Here is a 26,718-nt window from a genome sequence, read left to right on the forward strand (position 1 = left end):
TGCACGGGTGCGCGCCATCGACACCATCCGCAACCAGAACCTGCCAGACATCGACCTGGACGCCGAGGTCGCCTGGGTCGAGCGCGGCGAGATCGAGGACGTGGACGACGTGGCACCCATTCCCGGCGCCATCGACTTCGTCAAACGCCTTCCGCCCGACCGCTGGGCCGTGGTCACGTCCGCCTCCGTCCCCCTGGCTCGCGCCCGGCTGAAGGCGGCCGGTGTGACCCCGCCCGCCGTCATGATCACCGCCGAGGACGTCGAACGCGGCAAGCCCGACCCGGCCGGCTATCTGAAGGCTGCGGCGACCCTGGGCTTCGACATCGCCGACTGCCTGGTGTTCGAGGACGCCGAGGCCGGCATCAAGGCAGGCGAAGCTGCGGGCGCGGACGTGGTGGTCGTCACCGCCGCGTGGACCCATCCGCTGCAGACGGATCATTTCAGGCTGGCGGACTATGCGGACGTAGCGCTCGAGGTCGGTGCGGACGGGACGCTCAAGATGAACATCTGACACTCCCTCCTCGTCCCGGGGGAGAAGTGTCCTGCGACTTCCCCCAAGCCCTTACGCATCCTATCTTCGCCCCATGATCGACGATCTCTACAGCGCGCGCATCCTGTCGCTCGCGGCCAACCTGCCGCATGCGGGGCGCTTGCCCGCGCCGCAAGGCACCGGCGAGCGGGTGGCCAAACTGTGCGGGTCACGCGCGACGGTCGATGTGACGCTGGACGATCAGGGCCGCGTCGCCGGCTTCGCCCAGGACGTGAAGGCCTGCGCCCTGGGGCAGGCCGCCGCCGGGGTGCTGGGCCAGTCTGTGATCGGCGCGTCGGTCGAAGAGATCGCCGAAGCCCGCGACGCCATGTCCGCCATGCTGAAGTCTGGCGGCAAGGGCCCCACCGGCCGGTTCGAGGACCTGCGCCTGCTGAGACAGGTCGCCGACTATCCGGCCCGTCACGCCTCGACCCTGGTCTCAATCGAGGCGACGCTGGACGCCGTCAACGCCGCCCTGACCGCCCGAACGCGTCTCGCCGGCGCGGCCTGACGGGCACGACCGGTTGATCCCCCTGCGATGACAGGGGATAAGCGCGGCGAACCCATCCAGCCCCCGGCCCCATCAACCCCGGCGAAGGGACGTGATGTCTCTCTATGAACGCGGCGTGCGCGCGGCCCATCGGGGCTACAAGCTGACGCTGTCCCCCCTGATCGGCCAGCAATGCCGGTTCCTGCCGACCTGTTCGGACTATGGGCGCGACGCCCTGATCCAGCACGGCGCCGTTCGGGGGGGATGGCTCACCGTGCGCAGGCTCTGTAAATGCCATCCCTTCGGCGGGTCGGGATACGACCCGGTGCCGTCACGCGATGCCGCCTTGGCGGATCGCGCAAGAGAAAAGCCAAAGACGAAGCCATGATCGATCTGAAATTTCCCGACGGCGCGGTTCGCCAATATCCCGAAGGCTCCACGGCGCGCGACGTGGCGACCTCGATCTCGCCGTCGCTGGCCAAGAAGGCCGTTCTGGCCGAGCTGAACGGCGAACAGCGCGACATGGGCCGGGTGCTGGAGACGGGCGGCGACTTTCGCCTGATCATGCGCGACGACCCGGCGGCGCTGTACACGATCCGCCACGACACGGCCCACGTCCTGGCCGAGGCGGTGCAGAAGCTGTTCCCCGGCACCCAGGTCACGATCGGCCCGGCCATCGAGGACGGCTTCTATTACGACTTCTATCGCGAGACGCCCTTCTCGACCGACGACTTCGCCGCCATCGAAAAGGAGATGGGCCGGATCGTCGATCGCGACGCCAAGTTCGAACGCGAGGTCTGGGACCGCGACGAGGCGATCACCTTCTTCGAAGCGCGCGGCGAGAAGTTCAAGGCCGAGCTGATCCGCGACCTGCCGGGCACGGACACCATCACCCTGTACAAACAGGGCGACTGGATCGACCTCTGCCGGGGACCGCACTTCCCCTCGACTCGCCATGTCGGCAAGGCGTTCAAACTGACCAAGCTGGCCGGCGCCTACTGGCGCGGGGATTCGAACCGCGAACAGCTGCAGCGCATCTACGGCACCGCCTGGGCGACCAAGGAGGATCTCGACGCCCATCTGCTGCGTCTGGAGGAGGCCGAGAAGCGCGACCACCGCAAGGTCGGCAAGGCGATGGAGCTCTTCCACATGCAGGAAGAGGGCCGGGGCATGGTCTTCTGGCATCCCAAGGGCTGGGTCCTGTGGCGCGTGCTGGAGGCCTATATGCGCCGCCGCCTGGACGCCGCCGGCTATGTCGAGGTCAAGACGCCCCAGGTGCTGGACCGCAAATTCTGGGAACAGAGCGGCCACTGGGACAAGTACCGGCCCAATATGTTCGTCTGTGAGACGGTCGAGGGCGAGGAACTTTCCCTTAAGCCGATGAACTGCCCGGGCCACGTGCAGATATTCGATCAGGGTCAGCGGTCGTACCGCGAGCTGCCGCTGCGCATGGCCGAGTTCGGCGCCTGTCACCGCTATGAGCCGTCCGGCTCGCTGCACGGCCTGATGCGGGTCCGCGGCTTCACCCAGGACGACGCCCATATCTTCTGCCGCGAGGACCAGATCGTCGAGGAGACGGCCGAGTTCATCAAACTGGCCCGCAGCGTCCACGCCGACCTTGGCATGGAGACCGCCTACATCAGCCTGGGCACCCGACCCGAAAACCGCGCCGGCTCCGACGAATTCTGGGACAAGGCCGAGGCCCTGATGGCCGAGGCCGCCCGCGCCGCCGGGACCGAGCCGGTGGTTACGCCGGGCGACGGCGCCTTCTATGCGCCCAAGCTCGACTTCATCGTCAAGGACGCCATCGGCCGCGAATGGACCTGCGGCACGATCCAGCTGGACTATGTTCTGCCGGAACGTCTGGACGCCACCTACATCGCCGAGGACGGCCAGAAGCACCGGCCGGTCATGCTGCACAGGGCGATCCTCGGATCGTTCGAACGGTTCATCGGCATCATGATCGAGAACTACGCCGGCGCCTTCCCCCTGTGGCTGGCCCCGACCCAGGCCGTGGTGGCCACCATCACCTCGGACGCCGACGACTATGCCCGCGACGTGATGGCCCGCTTCAAGGCCGCCGGTCTGCGCGCCGAGATCGACCTGCGCAACGAGAAGGTCGGCTACAAGGTTCGCGAACACTCGGTCGGGAAGGTGCCGGTCATCGCCGTCGTCGGCCGCAAGGAGGCCGAGGAAGGCATGGTCGCCATCCGCCGCCTGGGCTCGCAAGCCCAGACACTGGTCACGATCGACGACGCCATCCGCATCCTGACGGACGAGGCGACGCCGCCGGATTTGAAGCGAGACCTGGCGGCGATTGAGACCGCGCCTTCGCGGTGATTGTCGCCTAGGATAGGGTGCCAGGCTTCAGCACGTCCCGGGTCTGTCCCGGCAAAGGTCGAAGGGGAGAGCAGGCATGCCCAGCACCATCCTGATCACGGGCGGCGCCGGCTATGTGGGGTCGCACGCCTGTCTCGCCCTGTCCCAAGCCGGCTTCACGCCGGTGGTCTATGACAATCTGTCGAACGGTCATGCGGCCTTCGTCCAGTGGGGCGATCTTGAGATCGGCGACATCCGCAACGGCGCGCGTCTGGATGCGGTCATCGCCAGACACAGGCCCGTCGCGATCCTGCATTTCGCCGCCCTGATAGAGGTCGGGGAATCGGTCAAGGAACCGGGCCGCTTCTACGACACCAATGTCGTCGGGGCCCTGACCCTGATCGAGGCCGCGCGGCGGGGCGGGATCGGTGCGATGGTCTTCTCCTCGACCTGCGCCACCTATGGCGATCCCGCATACCTGCCGATGGACGAGGTCCATCCCCAGGCGCCGCTGAACCCCTATGGCCGCTCCAAGCTGATGGTCGAACAGGCCCTGGCCGACTATTCGACCTATGCGGGCTTCCGCTCGGTCTGCCTGCGCTATTTCAACGCCGCCGGAGCGGACGAAGAGGGCCGGATCGGCGAGCGCCACCACCCCGAGACCCACGCCATTCCCCTAGCCTTACAGACGGCTCTCAGCCAACGGCAGGGCTTCAAACTTTTCGGCGACGACTATGACACGCGAGACGGCACAGCGGTGCGCGATTACGTCCACGTCATGGACCTCGCCGACGCCCATGTGCGGGCGCTGAAATACCTGCTCGACGGGGGCGAGACGACGGTCTTCAACCTAGGGACCGGGACGGGGACGACGGTCAGGGAACTGATCGACACCATCCGCCGCACGACAAACCGCCCCTTCCCCGTCGAGACCGCGCCCCGTCGCGCAGGCGATGCTCCCTGTCTGGTGGCTGACAACAGCCGGGCGCGCGAGGTGCTGCGCTGGCGACCGAGGCGGACGCTGGACGACATCGTTCGCACGGCTTGGCGCTGGCATGCCGCCGAGCGGGAGGTGCAAGAGGCTTAGCCTTTTTGAAGCCCTACGCACGAAACCGTTCACAGGAACATATACCGGCCAGATCGCTTTTGGTGGGGTGCGCCCCCGCGCCCCATCATAATTTGCGAGAGACGATCATGGCCGAGAAGACCCTCGACACCCTGTTCCACGACACGCTCAAGGACATTTATTACGCCGAGCGCAAGATCCTGAAGTCCCTTCCCAAGATGGCCCGCGCCGCTCAGTCGCCTGAACTGAAGGCCGCCTTCGAAAAGCACAAGGATCAGACCGAAGGTCAGATCGAACGCCTTCAGCAGGTGTTCGAAATCATCGGCAAGGCCCCGCGCGGCAAGACCTGTGACGCCATCGAAGGCATTCTGGCCGAAGGCGACGAGATCATGGAAGAATACAAGGACAACCCCGCGCTCGACGCCGGGCTCCTGGCCGCCGCCCAAGCTGTGGAACACTATGAGATCACCCGCTACGGCACGCTGAAGCGCTGGGCCCTCGTGCTGGGCATGAAGGACGCCGCCGCCCTGCTGGACGAAACCCTGCAGGAAGAGTCACAGACCGACGAAGACCTGACCGGCATCGCTGACGCCGCCGTCAACGCCGAAGCGATGAAGTCTGCCGCCTGATATCGGCGAGAGACAAATGGACACGGAGGCGACCCTGAGGTCGCCTCCGTTTTCTTTCTCCGCCTAGTCGCGGAGCAGTTCGTTGACGCCGGTCTTGGCACGCGTCTGGGCGTCCACCCGCTTGACGATGACGGCGCAGTACAGCGACGGCCCGCCGTTGGGATCAGGCAGCGCGCCCGGCACCACCACCGAATAGGCCGGCACCTCGCCGCGGAAGACTTCGCCCGTCGCGCGGTCCACGATCTTGGTCGAGCCGGACAGATAGACGCCCATGGCCAGGACCGCGCCCTCGCGCACGATCACGCCCTCGGCGACCTCGGCGCGCGCGCCGATGAAACAGCCGTCCTCAATGATGGTCGGATTGGCCTGCAGCGGCTCCAGCACGCCGCCGATGCCAGCGCCGCCCGACAGGTGCACGTTCTTGCCGATCTGGGCGCACGAGCCGACCGTGGCCCAGGCGTCGACCATCGAACCCTCGTCCACATAGGCGCCGATGTTCACGAACGACGGCATCAGGACGACATTCCTGGCGATATGGGCGCCGTGACGAACGATGGCGCCGGGCACCGAGCGGAAGCCCGCCGACTGATAATCCGCCGCCGTCCAGTCGCCGAACTTGTTGGGCACCTTGTCCCAGAAGGGTCCGACGGCGGCCGGATGATCCGCCGACAGCGGCATGACGGACGCAGGGCCGGCGCGCATGATCTGGTTGTCGTTCAGGCGGAAGGACAGCAGCACCGCCTTCTTCAGCCATTGATGCGTGGTCCAGACGCCGTCGTCGCCGCGCGAGGCGACGCGCGCCTGGCCAGAATCCAGCAGGGCCAGCGCCGTCTCGACGGCGTCGCGCACCTCCCCGTGGGTGGCGGCGGAGACCTCGGCGCGCTGTTCCCAGGCGGCCTCGACGACGGATTCGAGATGCGACAGATCGGTCATGCGGCGTCCTTGAAAGTCAGGCCGGAGAGGAAGTCGAGAAGGTCGGGGGCCACATGGTCGATGTGGTCGCCCAGCGGTTTGCCGTGGCCGTCGCCGATCAGGACCGTGGCCATGCCCAGCGCCTTGGCCGGCTCCAGGTTCTTTGGCGTGTCCTCGAAAAAGGCGGCCTGGTGCGGATCGATGTCGAACCGTTCCAGCATCCGGCGGAAGGTGGCGGGGTTGGGCTTGGGCGTCAGGTCGCCGTCCTCGATGGCGAAGACGTCGGCGAAACAGTCGGCGATCCCGATCCGCTCCAGCACCCGGTGCGCATAGTCGCGCGCGCCATTGGTGAAGACGTAGCAGCGGCCGGGCAGGATCTTCAACCGTTCCGCTAGGCGCGGATTGGGTTCGACCCCGTCCAGCGGCACGTCGTGCACCTCATGCAGGAACCGCTCGGTATCGACGGCATAGTTGGCCATCAGACCGGCCAAGGTGGTGCCGTGCTCGTCCAGGAACTGGCGCTGCATCGCCGCAGCAGCCTCGGGCTCCAGCCCCACGGCCTCGACCACAAAGGCGTTGATCCGCGCCTGCACCAACCGCATCAGCCCCTGCTCGCGCGGATACAGGGTGTCGTCCATGTCGAACACCCAGGCCCGCACGTGCCCAAGGGATGCAGAATGGGGATCGCTCAAGACGCCTTCACCAGAGTGCCGGCGCCGAATTCTGTGAACAGCTCGACCAGCATGGCGTGCGGCCGACGACCGTCCAGGATGACCACCGCCTCGACGCCCGCACGCACGGCCGCCATCGCCGTCTCCAGCTTGGGGATCATGCCGCCGTGGGCGACGCCGCTGTCGATCAGGGCCTGCGCCTCCTCCAGCGTCATCTGGCGAATGATGTCGCCGTCCGCGCCCTTGACCCCCGGCACGTCGGTCAGCAGCAGCATCCGCTTGGCGTTCAGCGATCCGGCGATGGCGCCCGCCACCGTATCGGCGTTGACGTTGTAGGTCTGGCCGTCCTCGGCCACCCCGATCGGGGCGATGACCGGCACCCAGTCCTCGGTCTCCGACGCGATCAGGCCCTTGATCAGCTTGGGATCGACCTTGGTCGGTTCCCCGACATAGCCCAGGTCCACCTCGTGCTCGATCATGCTGTCGGGATCGCGCTTGGTCCGGCGCGTCTTCTCGACCGTCAGCAGACCGGCGTCCTTGCCCGACAGACCGACGCCCCGCACGTCCGCCTCCTTGCCGGCCATGGTGATCCAATGGGCGATTTCCTTGTTCACCGCGCCCGACAGCACCATTTCGGCGACTTCCATCGTCGCCGGATCGGTGACCCGCAAGCCATCGACGAAGCTGGACTTCACCCCCGCCTTTTCCAGCATGGCGCTGATCTGCGGCCCGCCGCCGTGCACCACGACCGGGTTCACCCCCATCAGCTTCAACAGCACGACGTCGGCCGCGAACTGCCGCGCCACGGCGCTCTCGCCCATGGCGTGGCCGCCGTATTTGATGACCACGGTCTCGCGGTCATAGACCTGAATATACGGCAAGGCCTCGGCGAGCGTCTTCGCCGTCTCCCAGCTGCGTTCTTCCGACTGGCGTTCTGTTTCGTTCATCACGCGCGCGAGATAGCGGGGGAAGGGGGCGGTGTCACGCGGGAAGGGTCCTTCCATAGGTTTGGGATAACCTGCGATGAGCCGCTGGCTAGGCGGTCGCAGCCCATGTTAGGCCGGTCAGACACAACAAGCCTCCGCTTCGCGAGATGAGTCTGAATGTCCGCAACGCCGCGCGAGAAATCGGATCGGCCTTCGATCTGCATCGACGGTTTCAACCTTGCCGCGCCGCAGGGCACTGGGATTGCGACCTACAGCCGAAACCTGCTTGAAGCCGCCAGCCGCCTTGGCTTCAGAACAGAAGCTCTTTTCGGCCCCACACTTTCGCCAGCGTCCGTAAAGCCCTTTGGGGAAGTCGCTATCCTTGACCCAGAGCGCCCAGCGATGCCGCTGCGTTTCATGCAGAAGGTCGAACGGGATGTTCGGACACGCCTGAGCCCGGTAGGCCGAACGGCGCATCCCGTCGCCATCTCCCAGGATGTCATCTGGCCGGGAGGGGAAGCCGCGCGCCCTCGTGCGGACCGATTTTGGGCCAGCGACAAGCTCTACTTCCATGCCAGTCGGGCGTTCAAGAAGCACGGACGCGGCACACCCGTAAGGTTTGATACGCAAGACGCGCCCGCACCCGATGTCATGCACTGGACGACGCTGTTGCCGCTACGCGTGCGCGACGTCCCCAACATCTACACCATCCATGACCTCATCCCGCTGCGACTTCCGCATACGACGCTTCACAACAAGCCCGTGTTCATGGCCATGTGCCGCGAAGTCGTGCGTCACGCCGACCATATCGCCGTCGTCTCCGAGGCCACGCGTCAGGATGTCATCCGCATGCTGGGCGTTCCGGAAGACAAAGTCACCAACACCTATCAGGCCGTCAGCCTGCCAAAGGCTTTGATCGAAAAACCGGAGCGAGACGTCGTCATCGAACTGGAAGCGACCTTCCAACTCGGGTGGGGCGACTACTTCCTGCATTTCGGTGCCGTGGAGCCGAAAAAGAACCTCGGGCGCGTGGTGGAAGCCTATCTGGCGTCAGGCGTGAAGACACCGCTCGTGATCGTCGGCGGTCGAGGTTGGCTCAGCGAACCCGAGACGGCGCTTCTTAATCATGTGAAGGCCATCGGCGGTCCGAGCTCGGACCGTATTCATGTCTACGAATACATGTCCTTCGCCGCATTGATCAGCCTGATCCGCGGCGCGAAAGCGGTGCTGTTCCCCTCTCTGTATGAGGGGTTTGGGCTGCCGGTGCTGGAAGCCATGAGCTTGGGAACGCCGGTCCTCACCTCGAACCAGGGATCGTTGCCCGAGGTGGCGGGCGACGCCGCTCTTCAAGTCGATCCCTATGATGTCGACGCTTTAACCCAGGCGATCCGCACCATCGACGCCGATGCGGACTGGCGCTCTGACGCTTCTGCTCGCGGCAAGACGCAGGCGGCGCTCTTCAACGATGAAGCCTATGATGCACGGCTACGAGCGCTTTATGGGAAGGTCGGTGTTTCCGCCTGATCGGAAGGACGGCTTTCGGTCTTGATCGCCCAGTCCATCACTTCCTCTGCCGTCAGGCTTCGCATCCCCGCGAAAAGACGGATGCCGCGCCCTTCCCATTGAGGATTGCGAGTGGGGTCGAAACGAGAGCGATCGCCCCAACGCGCGAGTAACCGCCCCATTTCTTCTGCGACACGCTTTTTTTTGGCTTCGGTATTGGAATGACCGCGGCTCAGAGACTCATGATGTCGCAGAACCAGCTCAGGCGCATAGAGGATGGTCCAGCCCGCCGCGCCTGCACGAAGACAAAAATCGACGTCGTTGCAAGACACAGCGAAGTTTTCGGAGTCAAACCCGCCGACCTGATCGAAGACCGAGCGACGCATGGCCATAAAGGCGCCAGTCACAGCCGTCGCGGGTCTGCGCCTGACCCAACGATCAAGCGGCCCGCGTTCGTCCGGCCCAGCCCGCAGTCCTTCATGCAAAGGCTCGCCGTTGAACGCCCCCATCACGATGCCCGCATGTTGGACACGATCATTCGGGTATAGAAGCCGCGCTCCGACGACCCCGACGCCCTCCATAGCCAGCAGTCGCCGAACCTCCAGATCCCAGCCTTCGGTCAGCATTTCCATGTCGTTGTTGGCGAACACGACGATAGGCTGTGTTCGCCCTTCGCAGGCGGCATTGTTGAGATTTGACCAGTTGAAGGGTTCGTCACGGCGCAGGACTTCCACGCCCCGATGTAGCCAACGATCTAGCACCTCCAGGGTGCTTACATCCTGGCTTCCATTATCGACGACGACAATATCCACCTCCCCAATATCCGACGCTCGCTCAGACAGCGACGTCAGCATGACGTCCAGAGCCCCACCCTCATCACGCGTGGGAATGACCACGAGTATCCGGCCACAGAGCTGCGATCGGCGAACCGGCGGAGAATCGATTTTCGTTTGGACATGACGAGTCTGGACACACCCCAGGACTAAGGGGACGTGCCGGACGACGCCTCCGCCAAACGCATCCAGCAGCGTCGCCAGCGGGTCATGACCGCGGTCCTGATATTTGAAATCGCGATAAAGGACTAAGGCAGGCGGCGCAGGATTGGTCGCAAGGTCCAGCAGATGGGGGGCCGGCTGAAGGATCGGACGAGCAGCTCCACTCGCGTCCCTCTCTTCATGATCGCAATACACAGCGCTCACTTCCTCGGTGAGCGCCCAGAACAACCAGCAAAGGCAATCCGGCGTCACCACGGTCCCTGCCCTGATCAGCAAGACCGGAATTGAGGAGGTCGCCAGCGCGCCTTCCAGAGGAGCAAGCCGTATACGCACATCAGTTGAGACAGCGTCCCCGCCGAGCGCCGCATCAGCACCCCCTGATATCGTGGCGTGCCAATCCACCGACGCCAGTCCTCGCAACGATGCCAAGGTCGCAGTCAGGCAGCGGTCTTGGCCGACCCGGGCGTCGATCAGGATTTCGACCCGCTTGGCTGGGCTGGCGGGGGCCATGGGTCGGCGGGCGGCGCCCAACCCAGAGGGATTTGTTGAATTCACTGCGCCAGTTAGCTGCAGCGCGCGTTTGCGAATCTCATCCGCTTCACCTGCAAAGCCAGCCTCATCGAAGACCTCCGCAAGCGTGAACTGTATGCTCGCCTTTTCCGGGCGCGACGCCATGGCCTCCTGAAGGACCATGATGGCGGCGGGAAAGTCACCCGACTCTCTCAAGGTGTTGGCGAGGCGTATCCGCACCCCAAGGTCCTTGGGATATTTGGATAGATACCGTTTGTAGTGACTGACGGCAGCGTCCCACTGGTTACGATGTCGAGCTTGATCACCTTCATCGGCGCCGTAGCGCCTTCGCCTGGCTTTTACTCGATAATCGACGAGCGCTCTGAAAAGATGTCTCACCTAGAAATCCGAAGCGAAAGTCGTGGCCCAACACGCCAGAACCTCCCTATCTCAGATTAATTGTTCTAGATCATCTTTAGTTCGGTGGACGGCCACCCGGCCCCAGTTGGATTTCATGACAAGCTGTTCGCTGCCAACCCTAATGCGCCCTCGCCGTTTTGGCGACGCTCGCGGCTGGTTCATGGAAACCTATTCCGAGGCGGCAGCGCGGGCGATGGGTGTCGATGTTCAGTTCGTCCAAGATAATCAGTCGTTTTCGGCGGCGGAAGGCACGGTTCGGGGGTTGCACTTTCAGCGTCCGCCGCATGCCCAGGCCAAGCTCGTGCGGTGCGTGCGTGGGTCTATCATGGACTACGCCGTCGATTTGCGACGCGGCTCACATACCTACGGGCGGCATGTCGCCGCCAGGTTGACCGCTGACGGGGGTGAGCAGTTGTTCGTCCCGGTCGGGTTTGCACATGGCTTCGTCACGCTCGAGTCTGATGTCGAGATCGCCTACAAGGTGTCCGACATCTATGCGCCAGAGTGCGACGGCGGCATCGTCTGGAACGATCCCACCATCGGCATCGAGTGGCCGTTGCCAGCTTCGGGAGCGACCTTGTCTCACAAGGACAAAATCCTACCGACCCTGGGCGAGTTCGACAGTCCCTTCGACTACGACGGCGAGCCGCTCGCGCCGTTGCCTGCGCTCTGACGGAGGGGCCTAGATGCGCATCCTGATCACTGGCGGAGCCGGTTTCATCGGCTCGGCTCTGGTGCGGCGCCTTATCGAACACACGGATCACGAGGTCCTGGTGTTCGACAAACTGACCTATGCGGGCATGCTCAGTTCGCTGGAGCCTGTGGCGACCAGCAATCGCTACAGCTTCATTCGGGCTGACATCTGCGATGCCGACGCGGTGTCCAAAGCCCTGCAAGAGTTCAAACCGGATGCGGTCGCGCACCTGGCGGCGGAAAGCCACGTGGACCGTTCGATCGACGGCCCTGGCGCATTCATCCAGACCAATATGGTCGGCACCTTTGTGATGCTGAACCAGACCCTGGGCTACTGGCGCGGACTGGACGACTTGGCCAAGCAAGCCTTCCGCTTCCACCACATCTCGACCGACGAGGTGTTCGGTTCGCTGGGCGAGGACGGCTTCTTCACCGAGACAACCCCCTATGACCCCCGCTCGCCCTACTCGGCGTCCAAGGCGGGGTCGGACCATTTGGTGCGCGCCTGGGGCCACACCTATGGCCTGCCGGTTCTGGTGACCAACTGCTCCAACAACTACGGCCCCTATCACTTCCCCGAGAAGCTGATCCCGCTGATCATCATCCGGGCCCTGAATGGCGAACCCCTGCCGGTCTATGGCGACGGCTCGAACGTGCGCGACTGGCTGTTCGTCGACGACCACGCCCGCGCCCTGCAGGCCGTGTTCGAGACCGGCACGCCGGGCGAAACCTATAATGTCGGCGGCAACGCCGAGAAGAAGAACATCGAGGTGGTCACGACCATCTGCGCCATCCTGGACCGGCTGCGGCCCAAGGCGGACGGCAAATACGCCAACCAGATCACCTATGTGACCGACCGCCCCGGCCATGATCAGCGCTACGCCATCGATGCCTCGAAGATTCGTTCGGACCTGAACTGGACCCCGTCGGTGACCTTCGAACAGGGCATCGAACAGACGGTAACCTGGTATCTTAAGAACCAGACTTGGTGGCAGGACATTCTGGACGCCCGCTATTCGACCCAGCGTCTGGGGGTGGCCAATGGTTGATTTTTTCCAAGGCCGTCATCCCAAGACATCGTTGATGCAAAAATACGTCGGCGAAGCGCATCAACTGAAGGTCGGAGGAAACGCGGCATGAAGGGCATCATCCTGGCAGGAGGATCGGGCACACGCCTGCATCCGATGACCCTGGTCACGTCGAAGCAGCTGATGCCGGTGTACGACAAGCCGATGATCTATTATCCGCTATCGACCCTGATGCTGGCCGGCATCCGTGAGGTGCTGATCATCTCCACCCCGCGCGACGTACCCAGCTTCCAAGCCCTGCTCGGCGACGGCTCGCAGTGGGGAATGGATATCCAGTACGCGGTCCAGCCCAGCCCGGACGGGCTGGCCCAAGCCTATATCATCGGCGCGGACTTCGTCGGCGACAATCCGTCGGCGTTGATCCTGGGCGACAACATCTATTACGGCCACGGCATCACCGACCTGTTCACCTCCGCCATGAGCCGACCGGAGGGGGCGACGGTATTCGCCTATCACGTCAACGATCCTGAACGGTACGGCGTGGTCGAGTTCAACGAAAGCATGCGCGCCTTATCGATCGAGGAGAAGCCAAAGGTTCCGAAGTCCAAATGGGCAGTCACTGGTCTCTATTTCTACGACGCAGATGTGGTCGGGATCGCTCACGATCTTAAGCCTTCGCCCCGCGGCGAACTCGAAATAACCGACGTCAACCGCACCTACCTCGAGCGCGGCACGTTATCGGTCGAAAGAATGGGCCGCGGTTACGCCTGGCTCGATACAGGCACCCCAGATAGCCTGCTAGAGGCTGCGGAATTCGTCCGTGTGCTAGAAAAGCGGCAGGGATTTAAGATCGCTTGCCCAGAAGAAGTCGCCTTCGACAGGGGGTTCATCGATACATCTCAGCTAGAGCGGCTTGCTAACGCCTTGGGCAAATCCGGATACGGCGAATACCTTCAACTTCGCCTGCGGGATTTACAACGCAACTGAGGACGACACGCTAAGTTCTCAACCAAATGTGCGTGTCAGCATGCCTCCATGAAAGCAGAACTCCCCTTCCAGCGCAGGGATCATGAGACTGATCCTGAAGTCGGCAGGTTGAAATGCTGTCCACCGCTTCTCAAGCGAAAGCTCATATCGTCCGGCGACGTCGATGGGCGTGAGCAGAGACGCGACATCGTGACCGTGCCCCCATTCTATCAGCAACTCGGTCCTGCCAGGCGGATCGATCGAGATTTCAGCCACGAAGCTCCAAGAGCCCGCGGGAAGGAAGATATTCGGTCCGTTCAAAAGCAGCCGGCGCCGACCGACCAATGGAAATGAACCGACCGGTCCTTCGCTGGGCCGCGCGTCGGGATAAAGAAAAAGGTCGGGATTCCATCTTGTTGCCCCCACGCCTGCCGCAGAACCTCTTTCAAACATAAAGAGTGGGTGGTCGGTGCGCGGAGCATAAGATGACGATTGAGCTACCTGTCCAGCAACCTTGCCCAAGCCAGCAATCTCAAGCTCTGGTTCGTCAGACCAACTGACCGACGCTCCCCGCTCAACAAGCTCCCACGCCGCTGCAAGCCTTGAAGATGCTGCGTAAAAGGCGTCGTGATCATTTAACTTCCATTGAGACTTGAGGACGGAAACGGCCTCCAATGGGGGTGATAATTGCACAGCGCGGTGCGTAATATGCGGGCTTTCAGGCTCATCGAACCCAGCCACGACCAAAAGAGAGCGACCCGACACAGGCGCGGGGAGCGGATGACCTTGATCATGGACCGCAAAATCCCATCCGCGCGCCAAACATGCCTGAGCCAAGATATCGCGCCACACGTGCGCAGACGAGGATGGCGTTTGCACAAGCCATACGAGCTCTTCAGCGTCCATCAGACAGATCTCAGCCATTTGTAGACATCAATGGCCTCGTCCACGTCATCAAAAATTCTCGCCCTACCGCTTTCGATAACGAGCGCTCGTTCGCAATATTGGGCGATCATATGGGTGTCGTGCGACGCCATGAGAAAGGCGCGATCCGCTCTGCGTTCGAATAACTCCTCGTTGCAGCGTCGCTGGAATCGAGCGTCACCCACGGCGACAAGTTCGTCGATCAAATAGCAGTCAAATTCAATTGCCAGAGAAAGGCCGAAGGCCAATCGCGCTCGCATGCCCGACGAATAGTGTTTCACAGGCCGGTTCAACGCAGCGCCCAGTTCCGCGAAACCCTCGACGCGATCAAACACAGCGTCGAACCTTTTGCCGTATATTCGGGTAATGAAGCGGATATTATCAATACCCGTCAGGCTGCCTTGGAAACCTCCGCCGAACCCGATCGGCCAAGACCCCTTCATGTTCCACTGCACACGACCAGATGTCGGACGCAAAATACCGCCTAGAATCTTGATAAGCGTGGACTTGCCTTGGCCGTTTCGACCCAGAATGCCCATGCGCCCCTGCGCGCCCAGGCTGAACTCTAAATCCTTGAAAACAGGGCGAGCACCGTGGACCGGATACGTCATCCCCAAGCCCCTAACCTGCAGGCCGATACCGGTCTCCGCAGTCATCCGTGGACGTGGCTCTCACGCACGCCGGCTAGCACCAACCAACCGAGCCCATAAGCGAGCATCAACGAGGCGAAGACAGCTAGCAGAGACAAGAAGCGTTTGGGCTCGACGGCACGGTCAGGCCGGTTCGGGTTCACAACCCTATCAATGTAGAGCCGTTTACTGCGAGCAGTGAGTTGAGCGGCGTTCAAAGCCGCCGTCGACGACGCAAGCAATCGTTCGGAAAACTCGCGTTCTGTCTGAAGATTCTCGTAACTTGAAATCCGGGGAGCCAAGGACGCAGCGCCACCGACAATTTTTCCGCGCTCTATGGCGATCTGGCGCTCTAAAGCGCGAATGCGGCTGTCAATGACGGGCAACTGAGGGCTATTTGGAGTGTCCGTGGCGACTTGGCTGCGTTCGGCTTGCATCGTAGCGAGGTTCAAGCTCAACTGGCCTACGAGCTCTCCTCCGGACCTGGCGCTGCTTGTCGGATCAATAAGGCCTTCCCGATTGCGGAATTCCGTTAGCGCATTAAGCGATCGGTCTAGGCGCACTTGAGCTTCCACAACATTGCGTTCGGCCTGAGCCACTGCATCCGCCGAAGACCGTTCGCTCAAGCGATTGACAAGCGCCTCACCACCTTGAAGGAGGCCGTCGGCTATGCGTTGCGCGTCGCGTGCGTCGAAGGCCTGAACCCGCAACGTGCTGATTCCCGTTTGTGAATCATAACCGACGGTGACGTAGGAGTTGAATTGTTGTCTGAAACTTTCGTTGGACGAATCCGAAAATGGTCGAGGCAGACGCGAGAAGACATCTACCCCAGGACGGCCGTAGGCCTTCTTCACGTCTACTGTCCGAGACAGTTCATCAAGACCATCGGGCGATTTAATGTATTCTAGCACCGCGTGAGCGTTGGCTGACTTCCCGCCGATACCGACCCCCTCGAGTGCCGAACCAAGGGAAGTCACAGTTCCCTCGTCAGAGGAGCGAACGATGAACTGTGCCTCCGACACGTAGCGAGGAGAAGCGATAAATAGCAGATAAACAGCTGAGATCAGGGTTGGAATCACCACCAAGATAATGAAGACCCATGGCAGGCGCCGCCGTCTAGGGGCCGAAGCGCCGGGTGAATGCGGGCGTAAAAGCGGCCCCAAAAAGCGTATATTGGCTTCAGACATCGTTTCGCAACCTGGACTTCAATCGACTTCGATGAACTTCTGAGCGTCACTCAAGGCGAGCAGGCCAATAGTATTCATCACGGCACCAAAATAGAGCGGATAGTACGGATTATAATGGGTGGGTACAAATTCACCGAACACTGATGACCGCATCATTTCGATCGTATGTGGGAGCGGCACGAGGAGATATAGGTCTCGATAGGCGGAGGGTACCCAATCCACCATAATGAAGGCCCCAGACAACGGTATCATCAGATACATCGTTACAGGCACGATCCGTTCCAACACTTCGAATCTCAGCGCCAGCGAGGCAAGCGTAATACCGAAACCCATGCCAACCCAAGCCATCAACAGATAGCCAGCGTAGAGCGTCAAATAGTCTGAGGGCAACTCAACCACACCAAGGATCAAAAGCGTCACATAAACAATCGCGAACGCGAGGGCTCCGCCGGCGGTCTCGAGTAAGGCTCGCGTAAGATAAACATGGAGCGGCCTAACCGGTCGATGATGGAGAAGTCCGATGTTTGCCTGAATCGCCCCCATCGAAGCGCTCACCATGTGGCGGAACAACAACAAGCCCATGTAGCCTGTCATAACGAAGGGAGCGATGCGGACACCGTGTTCGTACTCAGGCTTGATCAGGGTCCACAAACCCATGACGCCGAAACAGAAAAACAGCGGCTCCAGAACCAACCACAAAAACCCCAGGCCCTCACGACCGTAACGCGTGATCAACTCACGCATCGTTAGCGCGCCGATGATCCGCGCCTGATTTTTGATCCCTCGCATTTAATCCCGAGCTTGATCTTAGGAGATTGAGCCGAGGTCGAAAGAGGGTCGGCGTGCGGACATTTGCGCTGAACTTGGCTCCGACGCAATGCTATAGTGGGTTTGTGCCTTATCAATTCGCCTGCATAGTTCGGCCCCAGCCATGAGGGCAGTTATCGAAACCGCCCGGATAGCGCACGGTGAAGCTGTCTATACGGGCTGGCTGGAAGTACATCGCGTCACGTTGATCCAAGCGGGTCAATCTTTGGGAACGCGGCATGTGGAGCATCACGGAGATGCGGCCGTCGTGTTGCCATTCGACCCAGATCGAGGCGTGGCGACTGTTATCTCAATGCCTAGGAGTTCTCTCCTTCATCGCGGCGAGGAAACACGCATTTTCGAATGCCCCGCGGGACTGATCGATCCCGGCGAAACATCTGAACAGGCTGCACGAAGGGAGGCTTTCGAGGAAGTGGGCATTGCGCTGGCTTCGCTTGAACTCGTCGTAGATTGTTGGACGATGCCAGGCGTCTCCACGGAACGATCGTGTCTTTACGTCGCCCCTTACACTCTGGCGGATCGGAAGGGACCAGGCGGGGGACTTCCTAATGAAAATGAAATGATTGAGGTCTATGAAGTCTCTTTAGTCGAACTGAGAGATGCTGCGGTAGGAGGTCAAATTCTAGACCTTAAATTGCTCGTCCTCGTTCTGTACCTAATGGCGACCAAGCCGTCCTTATTCTCATAATACACCTTCAAAGCTGCCTCGCTGGAGACGATGCGGCTAACCTTCTGGACATCCGAAACACACGGTAAAGTTTTGTTAGCGACCGCTATAGCCCCGGTCGTTTTTTTACTTACCAGCGAACATCTCAAGATAGTAATCGGCAAGTGCATCCCACGCCTCCGCTTCCGACCAGTGTCCGTTAACCGGATTTGGGTTAGAGTTTGTACGGAACATCGGTTCGGGAAACTCTTTTTGGTCAGCGTTGCCGAAATCGCATTCCCACGGGGTCCTCGCGGCAATTTCTCGAGAAAAACGATGCGTGAACGCGCCCTGCTGTTCAATATAGCCGCTGGGTGCCGCCCTAGTCAGCCCGGCTGACTGCGGAAGGGTAGTGCACGCCTCTAGGTAAGCGGCCGCAAGTAAGGAGACGTGAATGTTGTCGCGAACATAGGCTGGCGTACCCACAATAGGTCTCTTCCCCATCGACCACTCCTTTGCAAGGTACGACGTGAATCTGTACTCTTCTCGAGGACCGAACGGATTAGGGATAACAAATTTTCCGAGAGAAAGTCCTAAGCGCTCCGCCTCAAGACGGAACACCTCGAAAGATAGGTGTTTCGACAAACCATAGGGGTTGAATGACCGCTGCCTAAGATCGCCAACGCCCTCGTAAGGTTCAAAAACACTGCCGGTAAGCATCAACTTGCCCCCCCCCCTCTCGGCCAACAAGGTCAGCAAGCGGCGCGCGCCACGAGTGTTGTTAGCCGTCGCTTCAATTGCGTCGAAATCCCAACTGCGATATTCGGTCATTTCCGCAGCGTGATGGCAAACCAGATCAAAAGACCGATCTCCCAACGCATCGAAGAAGGCTTCGTCGCCGAAACTGACCCCCCAGATCGGTTCTACTTTATCCAAAATACTCGCAACCCGCTTGCCACGAGTGTCGGCGTAAGAATCATGCCCCCCCCGGAAAGTCGCGGTCACGACATGGCCGGCTCGCGCTAGAGCCAAGGCAAACCAAGAACCTGTGAAGGAGCTAGCGCCGGTAAGAAGGATATTCATCTACTCGCCCGCCAGCAAAGATCTTTACGCCAACCATCACTAGTCATATCTAATCAGCCTCCGGAATCCATAGATGTTGCGGCCTACGTTCCACCTCATGACGTCAAACGTCCTTCGAGTTTTGGTTTAACGCCGCACGGATTTAATAACCCGGTCTGTGCCAAGCCGCATCATAGTCTTGGGCGTCGTGATCCTTATCCGACAGGACGACCGGAAGTAGCGGCCAAGTTATAGCGAAAAGTGGATCATTCCACCGCAATATCCGCTCTGCCGGACCGTTGTAGGGGCCGGAGGCGGGATAAAGCATCTCGGTTTCGTCCATGAGGGTCATGAAACCATGAGCGCAGCCCTTCGGCACGTACATCATCAGACGGTTTTCATCCGTCAATGTTTGGGCTGCCCACCGACCGTAAGTTGGGGAATCCGGCCTAAGATCGACCACGACATCGAACGCCGAGCCCTTTAAGCATTTTACCAGCTTGGACTCTCCGTGGGGCGCGACCTGGTAATGCAACCCCCGTAAAGTGCCAGCCAACGCGCTAAAGGAAGTGTTGATCTGCGGATAGACGCTGTCCATCCCCATGCTGGCGAACTCGTCTGAGTCGAACATCCGGGCGAAGAAGCCGCGATCGTCGCCGCGCGGCTCCAGCGAGACGATGAAACAACCCTCGACGGCCGTGGACTGATATTTCATCTCAAGCGATCCGTCGGCCGATGGAAAGATACTGGGCTCCCCCGACCTGAGCCGGCGGGAACATTCTACGAGCGTCGAACAGCAGCTTGCCCGAGAGATCTTGAGATGTCAGCCTGGCGTAGTCCGGCCATTTGGTGGCGACGATGACGACCTGGGCCGACGCAACTTCGGCTTCCCAGTCCTCGACATAGCGGATTTGTTCGCCTGCCGGTCCGACTGCCTTCTTGAAGTGGTCGACGGCAATGGGGTCGTGGACGACCACGTCCGCGCCCTTCGCCACGAGTTGATCGACGATCTTCAAAGAGGCGGACTCGCGGACATCGTCCGTGCCGGGCTTGAAGGCCAGCCCCAGCAACAGCACGCGCTTCCCCGACAGGTCCGGCATGTCGCGTTCAACGATATCCAGAACCTGCGACGGCTGGGCGTCGTTTACGTCCAGCACGGCGTTCATCATCCGCATGGGCAGCCCCTTCTGCTCTCCTTGGCTTCGGAGCGCCTGAACGTCCTTGGGAAAGCAGGATCCACCGAAGCCGCAGCCCGGCACGAGGTAGGTCAGGATCGGGGGCTGGGCGCGCGCGCCGCCCTCCAGGATCGGATTCCAGCGTTTGTCCAAGTGCACGCCGCCCATAACGTCCAGCACGTCGATCCCGCCCAAGGCCGCCGCGAGGTTGGCGATTTCGTTCACGGCCGAAATCTGCGTCGCGAGCAGGGCGTTATTGGCGTATTTGATCATCTCGGCAGTGCGGGTGTTGACCCGAACCTTGTCGACGTTCCAAGGGGCGTAGAGTTCTTCCAGCCGGGTAAGCGTCTCAGGATCCTCGTTGCCGAGCACGATGCGATCCGGTTCGGCGAAGTCTTCGATCGCTTCGCCCTCGCGCAGGAACTCGGGGTTCATGCCGAGACCGAAAGCCGGATGCTTGAGGCCCGACGCGGCTTCAATTTCCTCCCGCACCACAGTATCCGTCGTTCCGGGCACGACGGTCGATTTGACCACGACCGAGATATGTCGCCGGGCGGTCTTGATATAGGCCCCGATCTCGCCGGCGACTTGGCGGATATATTTGAGATCGATCACGCCGTTTTCGGACGGCGTCCCCACCGCGATGAGGACCAGATCAGATCCGTCCAGCGCTTCGGTGATATGGGTGGTCGCGCGGAAACGCCCGCTGTCGCGGACCTCCCTGAGCAACTCTGGCAGACCCACTTCATAGATAGTCGGCTCAGCCCTGTTGAGCCGATCCACGATCGCGGGGTTGATGTCCACACAGGTGACGTCGTGACCCTTGGCGGCCAGACATACGCCCGAAACGAGACCGACGTATCCGGTGCCGACGACTGCGAGCTTCATGCTTACTGACCTTCGTGCTTGAGGAAGCGGAGGTAACGACCGATGCCTTCCTCGACGAGGATCTGCGGATCATAGCCCAGAATCGTACGCGCCTTTGTGATGATCGGGCTGCGACGGTTGGGGTTGTCCGTCATGTACTCAGGATCGTCGCTCTGTTCGTAGAAGACCTGACCGCTATAGCGGTAAACCTCGGCGCCAGCCTGTTGGTAGAGCTTGGCGAAATCCTTGACCATGATTTCGGGCTTCTCGATGCCGATGTTGAAATAGTCGTACTCGCCGTGCAGCAGACACAGCAAATAGCCGGTGACCGCATCTGACACGTAGCAGAAAGTCCGGGTCGGCGTGCCGTCGGACAGGATCACGATGTCCCGGTTCTCGGTCACGCAGGTCGCGAAGTCGGCAGGCAGACGCTTGTCGCCCAGACGCATCCCGGGACCATAGTTGTTGAACGGCCGCGCGACCGTCACAGGCATGCCGTACTGCTTGGCGTAGACCCAGCACATGGTCTCGCCGAAACGTTTGGACTCATCATAGCAGGCGCGCGGTCCATGGCAGGAGACGCTGCCACGATATTCTTCGTCCGTGGGGATGAACTGGGGGTCGGGGTCGCCGTAGATTTCGCTCGATGAGAAGAACAGGAAGCCCTTGAGGGTGTCACGACCGCGATAGAAATCGAGGAGGTGGCGAAGCCCCCAGATGTTGGCGTCGATCGTCTCCACCGGATACTGGCGATAGAAGGTCGGTGAGGCGATCGAGGCGCCGTGGATCACGAAGCGCGCATCGGCCGCGCCGTCTACCGTGGCGATGTCGTCCCTGGAAATATCGAACGCGCGCAAATCCAGGATTGACGGAAACTCGTCAACCAAATCGGTCAGCCACTTGGGCTTGTCGAGCAGGAAGGTGTCGAGACCGACCACCTTCTTGATGCCGAGATCGTCCGCCTTACGCACGAGAAACTGCAGGAAGTAGAAGCCGAGGAAACCCGCGCAGCCTGTGACGATGATCGTCGAGCCTTCGAAGCGATCACGACGACCAACGATAGAATACATGCGCTCGAGGTCTTCGAGGACGATAGGGTTGGCCATGGCTTTCCTTGAGGTTCAGAGCGTTAAGTGTATGACGGCGATCAGTTGCCGCGGGTATCCCACGGCGCTTTGCGCGATCGCCATAGCTCGTCCAGTTCGTCACGGTCACGCTGCGTATCCATGCAGGCCCAGAACGACTTGTGGCGGAATATATTCAGCTCGCGGTCAACCGCCAGCTGGATCAGGGGCTCCTTCTCGAGAACTAGCGCCTCATTCTCATTGAGATATTTGGCGAACTCCCGACGGAAGAAGAAGTAGCCGCCGTTGATCCATGTGTTCGACAGTTCCGGCTTTTCAGCGAAGGTCGTAACGGTGTCATCATCCGTCAGCAGTTCGCCGAAGCGGGACGGCGGGTTGATGGCGAGCACCGTGCCCACCTTGCCGTGGTTCAGGTGGAAGGCGAACTCGGCCTCCAGGTCGGCGTCGGTGACGCCGTCGCCGTAGGTCACGGCGAAATGCTCGGCGTCACCCAGATATTTGCTTACCGCCCGGCCGATACGGCCGCCCGTCATCGTCAGTTCGCCCGTGTAGGCGACCGTGACCTCCCAATCCTCGTCGTGGTGAGCACCGTGAACTTCGATACTTCTGTCCGCCAGATTGGTGGTGAAGTCCGAATTCATGGCGTCGTAGTTCAGGAAGTAATCCTTGATCACTTCCGACTTGAAGCCGGCGCAGATCACGAATTTGCGGAAGCCAAACTTTCCGTACCAGCGCATGATGTGCCACAAAATCGGTCGCCCACCGACCTCGACCATCGGTTTCGGACGGAACTCGGTGTGCTCCTTCAGCCGCGTGCCAAGACCGCCAGCCAGGATGAAAACGGGTGTTTTAGCGGGATCCATACTAGATGCCCGTCACGCGCAGATAGAGCCCGGCTCCTGCATTGCGCAGGATAACAGGGCAATCGGTTTCCAGAAGATCTCGACCGACTTGTGCAAAGTAGTCATTAAAGAAAACGATTTCAAATCTCGAGTTATACATCAGAAATGCACGCATGGCGTGGCACTCGTTCCAGGCGCGCTGGTCTCCCCGTATCCATTCTCTCGGATATTCGAACGGATAGAAAATATCGTGAAAATGAACGATCACGCCGCGCTTGAGGCGGGGAAGTATTTCCAGAAGTTCGTGGGTTACATCGCTACCGCCCTTGAACGCATGCGTCGAGTCGATGAACAAAAGGTCGCCGGATTCAAGTGCCTCGAACACCGCCATGTCAACAGACTGAACGGACTGCTCCATCAGCGTCGTTTTGGACTGAAGTTCCGAACCGATAACCTGACGAAGCCTGTCGGCGTAAGGCTCGATAAAGACTAGCTCCGGAGACTGACCGCTCTCAGCCAGTGTGTCGAGAAGGCAGGCCGAAGAGAATCCTGACCCTACCTCTACCACCTTGTTTGGGCGCAGATGACGGATCATCAGTGAATAGGTTGCAGCATCTCCGTACGAAAAGAAGTCATTTTCGTAGTAGTACTGCTTTCCTTCTTGTTTACTGTCTGGAAAAGTCAGATCCGCCGCGTGAGGAGCCAGTTTTTCTGTCCAGAACGTACGCATACGCTCTGGGTCGATGTTGATGCCCGGAACATCGACGCCCGGCTTATAAATATCCCTCAGCCAATCGGCATAATTACCGGCTACAGCAGGCTCTGGGATAGGGCTATAATAATGTCCCGCGGGTACAAACAACTTAGCCGTCTCATCGTAGTCTGACATTTGCGTGTTATCCGGTGCGATCGTTTGCGTTGGGTTTTGTACGAAGCAAGAGTTTTCGATTCCAAATGATCTGTCTCGCACTGGCCCATTGCCCCTGGTTGTGAAGGGCGACATCTTCGGGCTGGTCAAAGACTTGAATGCTATTTCTTCCATCGACATGCCAGTTATAAACACCCACGTACTGGTCACGGAGAGAAAAATCGAAGATGTATTTTCGGCCTAGCCGAAGCAGAAGATCGTAGTCTTCCAGTCGCGTTAGCGCTTCGTCTACATAGAGGTCCGATGCAATGACGATGGACCGGTCTATAACAAAGCTGTGGATGGGGCAGAAGTTTTCTCGGACCAGATCGTCGAAATTCTCCCCCTGATAAACATCAGACTTGGACGATGCATTGTAGATCCACTCACCGTCGTAGACGACGACGTGATTCACCTTGATGTTTCCAAACGCTACCGCGGCCCCGCTGGATTCCAACTGGTCGATAAGGCGCGAGTATGCGTTCTCGTATACGTAATCGTCGCTATCTAGGATGGCCACGTATCTGCTGCGGTTGACCGCCAGACCGACGTTCAAAAGTTTTGATCGAAGGTCGCCTTCGCCATCAACCGCAAGGATGACGGGCGTCTGATGGCGAGCCCAATCATATTTTTCTACAACCCGCCTGACCGCCTCCGCCTCGTCCGCCCCAAAGCGTTGCATGACGATGATCGGTTGAACGGGCGTGAAGGCCTGATTGATTAGGGAGAAGATTGCACGGTCGAGTTCAAAGAGCCGATTAGCATCGTGGACCCGGATGATGACATCAAGACCGGAGGGTCTCGAGTCACCGGTCGGCCTCTCTTGATCAGAAGCGCTGCTCAGTCCCATCGGACACCCGTGAAATGGAAGTAGTGATCGAAATCGGTGAACTCGTCGGGATTGTCTATCGAGGGAAGTTGCGACAGATCAGGTAGCTCGTGAAGAGCGCTGGCCATTCCCGTTTCGAGAAGTTGCAGCTCGGCCCACTTGCCGAAAGCCGGACTACCCCACTTGTGGGCGAGGTACCGCGCACCCGTCAGCATAAGGCCGTATCGATACGGGTCGTGAGCTCGATCGGACACGTCATGATAAAAGAGCGCCGTTGGGCAAATAAGGGTCTTGAAGCCGAGGCGCCGGGCGTTCCAGGAGATGTCCACATCTTCGCAGTAGAGATAGAACTGCTCGTCAAACATGACGCCGCGGTCATAGGCCTTGCGCGGAATCAGGAAGCACGCGCCAGAGATCCAGTCTGTTTCCAGCGTGGATGGGTCATAGAATTTGGGATGCTCGTCCGGAAACTGGATAGCTTCAATGATCGCGCCCGCGTTTTGGGCGGCGGCCATTTTCAACAATTCCGTAACTGCATCCGGGTGGAAAGCGCCGTCTGGATTGGCCCCGATGTAGACTTCCGCGCCTTGATCGAAGGCGGTGCGCATCAGCGTGTTGTGCCCAACGCTGAATCCCTGGTCCAGGCCGCGGCGGATGAACTGAACGTTGGCCGGAATATGCGCGTCCGGGATGGTGCCGCCGTTGTCGAAGATGATGACCTTGGGCGACCGAGACCCCGCTCTCGTAAGCGCAAGTAGCGACGTTTCGACGATGCGCGAAATCTGTTCCTTCGATTCGTTGTAAACAACGACGCCGATCATGGCGGCGATTTCCCCAGGGGCCTGCAGGGCTCCCCTGACGTGACGGGAGACGAACGTGTCCGCCCTGGACGGATGGCTCGCGGACTCGTCTGCGGCTTCAATGAGGAAACGGGTCAGCGGATCGCCCAAGGCCGGCCATTGCTTTTGGGTCAGGCTGTAGAACCGACCATCGAATTGCGGATGAGGCTCACGCCCTTCGGCCCACCCCCAACGCGCATAGTGGCTGAGGGGCTCCAAGCCAGCGCGTCGGATATCTGGGTAACGTGCGGTGTAAGACTTCAGGTCGAACAGCCGGTTGGGGTTGCGGTTATTGCGTGAGCCCGTTGTCAGGTAGTGGACCAGCGCATTCGTCCCCCCGGGAAGCCCCAGGGAATCGAGATACCAGTCAACGTCGACGAGCGGACTTATGCCCGCCTGCCCCACGGGATGCTCCTGGAAATGCTCAAGGAGCGTTCGAGACCCGGATTTGGGCGGCATCGCCGCCGCGTATTCGTCGGCGTCGAACAGCGGATGGGTCGATGCCGCAGAAGTCCTGCCTGCGCTCATATAGTGCGTGAGCGGGTGTTGATCCTTGAGACCCACCTGTTCTGCATAGAATCGGGAATCGAACAGAGGGTGTGGATTGCGCCCCTCATTCCCGCCCTGCGTCAGATAATGAAGCAACGGTTCGGTCGTATCTCGGCCCAACTCCTCGCGGTACCAGGCGGCGTCAAAGAGCGGGTGGGGATTAGCCCCCGCTCCGGCCCCTCTGGCAACATAGTGGGCGAGCGGATTCCCCTCGCCCAGATCCGGCGTCCTGCCCGCATACCACGCGCTCGCGAAAGCCGGATTGGGATCAAACCCGAGCCGCCGCGCGTTCCTGAAGTAGTGGCCCAGAGGATTTGAGCGGGCGAATCCGGATGACTTGTGTTGCTCGCGATACCAAGAGGCATCGAAGTAGGGACCAGGAGAGCGCCCTTCCGATGAGCCGTGTTCCAAGAAGTGCTTGAGCGGTTCTACGCCAGCGTTTGCGACATCCGGATTGCTTGTCAAATACCAACCGCGGTCGAAAATCGGCGATGGGCGCAAGTTCAACGACACACCGAGACGCACATAGTGACCTATGGGCGTCTCCTGAGTGTTGTTCGGCAGATAATGCTCTGCATACCATGCGCTATCAAATGCCGGATTAGGATCGTATCCGGGCACTCGCGCGTGGCGCTTGTAATGACCCCACGGGTCAAGCTGCGCCACCAAGGAGCCTGCATGCATCCGTCGGT

General features: G+C 60.5%; 27 protein-coding genes. 11 read left to right on the forward strand and 16 right to left on the reverse strand.

Translation table 11 applies throughout. The annotated features are described in order from the left end of the window. Positions 1–7 precede the first annotated feature (7 nt). From ACZZZD_RS09790 to ACZZZD_RS09815, 6 genes are all read left to right on the forward strand, one after another. Positions 8–511 carry an HAD-IA family hydrolase gene (locus ACZZZD_RS09790; RefSeq protein ID WP_463434657.1) on the forward strand — a complete coding sequence of 168 codons (504 nt, stop codon included), beginning with the start codon at positions 8–10 and terminating at the stop codon, positions 509–511. A 73-nt stretch (positions 512–584) separates the two neighbouring features. Next, positions 585–1,040, forward strand: coding sequence for an iron-sulfur cluster assembly scaffold protein (locus tag ACZZZD_RS09795; protein WP_463434659.1), 456 nt, complete (start codon positions 585–587; stop codon positions 1,038–1,040). A 94-nt stretch (positions 1,041–1,134) separates the two neighbouring features. Further along, positions 1,135–1,407 carry a membrane protein insertion efficiency factor YidD gene (gene yidD / locus ACZZZD_RS09800; protein ID WP_313552745.1) on the forward strand — a complete coding sequence of 91 codons (273 nt, stop codon included), beginning with the start codon at positions 1,135–1,137 and terminating at the stop codon, positions 1,405–1,407. After that, positions 1,404–3,359 carry a threonine--tRNA ligase gene (thrS, locus tag ACZZZD_RS09805; RefSeq protein WP_463434661.1) on the forward strand — a complete coding sequence of 652 codons (1,956 nt, stop codon included), beginning with the start codon at positions 1,404–1,406 and terminating at the stop codon, positions 3,357–3,359. Before yidD ends, thrS begins: the two co-directional genes overlap by 4 nt. A gap of 76 nt (positions 3,360–3,435) precedes the next feature. Beyond that, positions 3,436–4,425 carry a UDP-glucose 4-epimerase GalE gene (gene galE / locus ACZZZD_RS09810; RefSeq protein ID WP_463434663.1) on the forward strand — a complete coding sequence of 330 codons (990 nt, stop codon included), beginning with the start codon at positions 3,436–3,438 and terminating at the stop codon, positions 4,423–4,425. Positions 4,426–4,532: 107 nt separating this feature from the next. Beyond that, positions 4,533–5,033 (forward strand): YciE/YciF ferroxidase family protein, encoded by a 501-nt coding sequence (locus ACZZZD_RS09815; RefSeq protein ID WP_463434665.1) that lies wholly within the window; start codon positions 4,533–4,535, stop codon positions 5,031–5,033. 63 nt (positions 5,034–5,096) lie between these two features. Here the strand turns inward: ACZZZD_RS09815 and dapD are convergent, their stop codons facing one another. From dapD to argB, 3 genes are read right to left on the reverse strand one after another with little or no spacing between them, the layout of a single operon-like run. Beyond that, on the reverse strand, positions 5,097–5,966 hold the full coding sequence (gene dapD, locus ACZZZD_RS09820; RefSeq protein WP_463434667.1) for a 2,3,4,5-tetrahydropyridine-2,6-dicarboxylate N-succinyltransferase: 870 nt from the start codon (positions 5,964–5,966) through the stop codon (positions 5,097–5,099). Beyond that, on the reverse strand, positions 5,963–6,637 hold the full coding sequence (locus tag ACZZZD_RS09825) for a pyrimidine 5'-nucleotidase (RefSeq protein ID WP_463434669.1): 675 nt from the start codon (positions 6,635–6,637) through the stop codon (positions 5,963–5,965). The genes dapD and ACZZZD_RS09825 overlap by 4 nt, the downstream gene beginning before the upstream one ends. After that, positions 6,634–7,563, reverse strand: a complete 930-nt coding sequence (gene argB, locus ACZZZD_RS09830) for an acetylglutamate kinase (protein ID WP_135194182.1) — start codon at positions 7,561–7,563, stop codon at positions 6,634–6,636. The genes ACZZZD_RS09825 and argB overlap by 4 nt, the downstream gene beginning before the upstream one ends. 156 nt (positions 7,564–7,719) lie before the next feature. On the opposite strand from argB, the gene ACZZZD_RS09835 reads away from it, so the two are divergent. Beyond that, positions 7,720–9,066: a glycosyltransferase family 4 protein gene (locus ACZZZD_RS09835; RefSeq protein WP_463434671.1), complete on the forward strand. Its 1,347-nt coding sequence runs from the start codon at positions 7,720–7,722 to the stop codon at positions 9,064–9,066. Here ACZZZD_RS09835 and ACZZZD_RS09840 read toward each other — a convergent pair. Beyond that, positions 9,039–10,949, reverse strand: a complete 1,911-nt coding sequence (locus ACZZZD_RS09840; RefSeq protein ID WP_463434673.1) for a glycosyltransferase — start codon at positions 10,947–10,949, stop codon at positions 9,039–9,041. The two genes, ACZZZD_RS09835 and ACZZZD_RS09840, sit on opposite strands and share 28 nt — an antisense overlap. Before the next feature lie 142 nt (positions 10,950–11,091). On the opposite strand from ACZZZD_RS09840, the gene rfbC (ACZZZD_RS09845) reads away from it, so the two are divergent. The 3 genes from rfbC (ACZZZD_RS09845) to rfbA all read left to right on the forward strand — a co-directional run bounded on the left by rfbC (ACZZZD_RS09845) (position 11,092) and on the right by rfbA (position 13,678). Beyond that, entirely contained in the window at positions 11,092–11,643 is a 552-nt protein-coding gene (rfbC, locus tag ACZZZD_RS09845; RefSeq protein WP_463436111.1) for a dTDP-4-dehydrorhamnose 3,5-epimerase, read from the forward strand. A 13-nt stretch (positions 11,644–11,656) separates the two neighbouring features. Continuing rightward, positions 11,657–12,712, forward strand: a complete 1,056-nt coding sequence (gene rfbB / locus ACZZZD_RS09850) for a dTDP-glucose 4,6-dehydratase (RefSeq protein ID WP_463434675.1) — start codon at positions 11,657–11,659, stop codon at positions 12,710–12,712. 87 nt (positions 12,713–12,799) lie between these two features. After that, positions 12,800–13,678 (forward strand): glucose-1-phosphate thymidylyltransferase RfbA, encoded by an 879-nt coding sequence (gene rfbA / locus ACZZZD_RS09855; RefSeq protein ID WP_463434677.1) that lies wholly within the window; start codon positions 12,800–12,802, stop codon positions 13,676–13,678. Between the two features lie 18 nt (positions 13,679–13,696). Here rfbA and ACZZZD_RS09860 read toward each other — a convergent pair whose 3' ends face one another. From ACZZZD_RS09860 to ACZZZD_RS09875, 4 genes are read right to left on the reverse strand one after another with little or no spacing between them, the layout of a single operon-like run. After that, positions 13,697–14,563, reverse strand: a complete 867-nt coding sequence (locus ACZZZD_RS09860) for a hypothetical protein (RefSeq protein ID WP_463434679.1) — start codon at positions 14,561–14,563, stop codon at positions 13,697–13,699. Then, positions 14,563–15,237: an ABC transporter ATP-binding protein gene (locus ACZZZD_RS09865; protein WP_463434681.1), complete on the reverse strand. Its 675-nt coding sequence runs from the start codon at positions 15,235–15,237 to the stop codon at positions 14,563–14,565. Before ACZZZD_RS09865 ends, ACZZZD_RS09860 begins: the two co-directional genes overlap by 1 nt. Then, positions 15,234–16,397 (reverse strand): Wzz/FepE/Etk N-terminal domain-containing protein, encoded by a 1,164-nt coding sequence (locus ACZZZD_RS09870; RefSeq protein WP_463434682.1) that lies wholly within the window; start codon positions 16,395–16,397, stop codon positions 15,234–15,236. Before ACZZZD_RS09870 ends, ACZZZD_RS09865 begins: the two co-directional genes overlap by 4 nt. Before the next feature lie 18 nt (positions 16,398–16,415). Beyond that, on the reverse strand, positions 16,416–17,186 hold the full coding sequence (locus tag ACZZZD_RS09875; RefSeq protein WP_463434684.1) for an ABC transporter permease: 771 nt from the start codon (positions 17,184–17,186) through the stop codon (positions 16,416–16,418). Positions 17,187–17,328: 142 nt separating this feature from the next. Between ACZZZD_RS09875 and ACZZZD_RS09880 the strand changes: the two genes are divergently transcribed. Continuing rightward, entirely contained in the window at positions 17,329–17,913 is a 585-nt protein-coding gene (locus ACZZZD_RS09880) for an NUDIX domain-containing protein (RefSeq protein ID WP_463434686.1), read from the forward strand. A gap of 105 nt (positions 17,914–18,018) precedes the next feature. Here ACZZZD_RS09880 and ACZZZD_RS09885 read toward each other — a convergent pair whose 3' ends face one another. The 8 genes from ACZZZD_RS09885 to ACZZZD_RS09920 all read right to left on the reverse strand — a co-directional run bounded on the left by ACZZZD_RS09885 (position 18,019) and on the right by ACZZZD_RS09920 (position 26,692). Further along, positions 18,019–18,954 carry an NAD-dependent epimerase/dehydratase family protein gene (locus tag ACZZZD_RS09885; protein ID WP_463434687.1) on the reverse strand — a complete coding sequence of 312 codons (936 nt, stop codon included), beginning with the start codon at positions 18,952–18,954 and terminating at the stop codon, positions 18,019–18,021. Positions 18,955–19,096: 142 nt separating this feature from the next. After that, on the reverse strand, positions 19,097–19,648 hold the full coding sequence (gene rfbC / locus ACZZZD_RS09890; RefSeq protein ID WP_463434689.1) for a dTDP-4-dehydrorhamnose 3,5-epimerase: 552 nt from the start codon (positions 19,646–19,648) through the stop codon (positions 19,097–19,099). A gap of 1 nt (position 19,649) precedes the next feature. Next, positions 19,650–20,996 carry a UDP-glucose dehydrogenase family protein gene (locus ACZZZD_RS09895; RefSeq protein WP_463434690.1) on the reverse strand — a complete coding sequence of 449 codons (1,347 nt, stop codon included), beginning with the start codon at positions 20,994–20,996 and terminating at the stop codon, positions 19,650–19,652. 2 nt (positions 20,997–20,998) lie between these two features. Then, positions 20,999–22,081, reverse strand: a complete 1,083-nt coding sequence (locus ACZZZD_RS09900) for an NAD-dependent epimerase/dehydratase family protein (protein WP_463434692.1) — start codon at positions 22,079–22,081, stop codon at positions 20,999–21,001. 41 nt (positions 22,082–22,122) lie between these two features. Continuing rightward, the gene (gene rfbF, locus ACZZZD_RS09905) at positions 22,123–22,923 is read right to left on the reverse strand and encodes a glucose-1-phosphate cytidylyltransferase (RefSeq protein ID WP_463434694.1); all 801 of its coding nucleotides are present in this window, start codon (positions 22,921–22,923) and stop codon (positions 22,123–22,125) included. A 1-nt stretch (position 22,924) separates the two neighbouring features. Beyond that, positions 22,925–23,791: a class I SAM-dependent methyltransferase gene (locus ACZZZD_RS09910; protein WP_463434695.1), complete on the reverse strand. Its 867-nt coding sequence runs from the start codon at positions 23,789–23,791 to the stop codon at positions 22,925–22,927. 7 nt (positions 23,792–23,798) lie between these two features. After that, positions 23,799–24,659 (reverse strand): glycosyltransferase family 2 protein, encoded by an 861-nt coding sequence (locus ACZZZD_RS09915; RefSeq protein WP_463434696.1) that lies wholly within the window; start codon positions 24,657–24,659, stop codon positions 23,799–23,801. Then, positions 24,650–26,692, reverse strand: coding sequence for a glycosyltransferase family 2 protein (locus tag ACZZZD_RS09920; RefSeq protein WP_463434697.1), 2,043 nt, complete (start codon positions 26,690–26,692; stop codon positions 24,650–24,652). The genes ACZZZD_RS09915 and ACZZZD_RS09920 overlap by 10 nt, the downstream gene beginning before the upstream one ends. Positions 26,693–26,718: the final 26 nt, after the last annotated feature.

This window comes from Brevundimonas sp. AC546 (assembly GCF_979258305.1).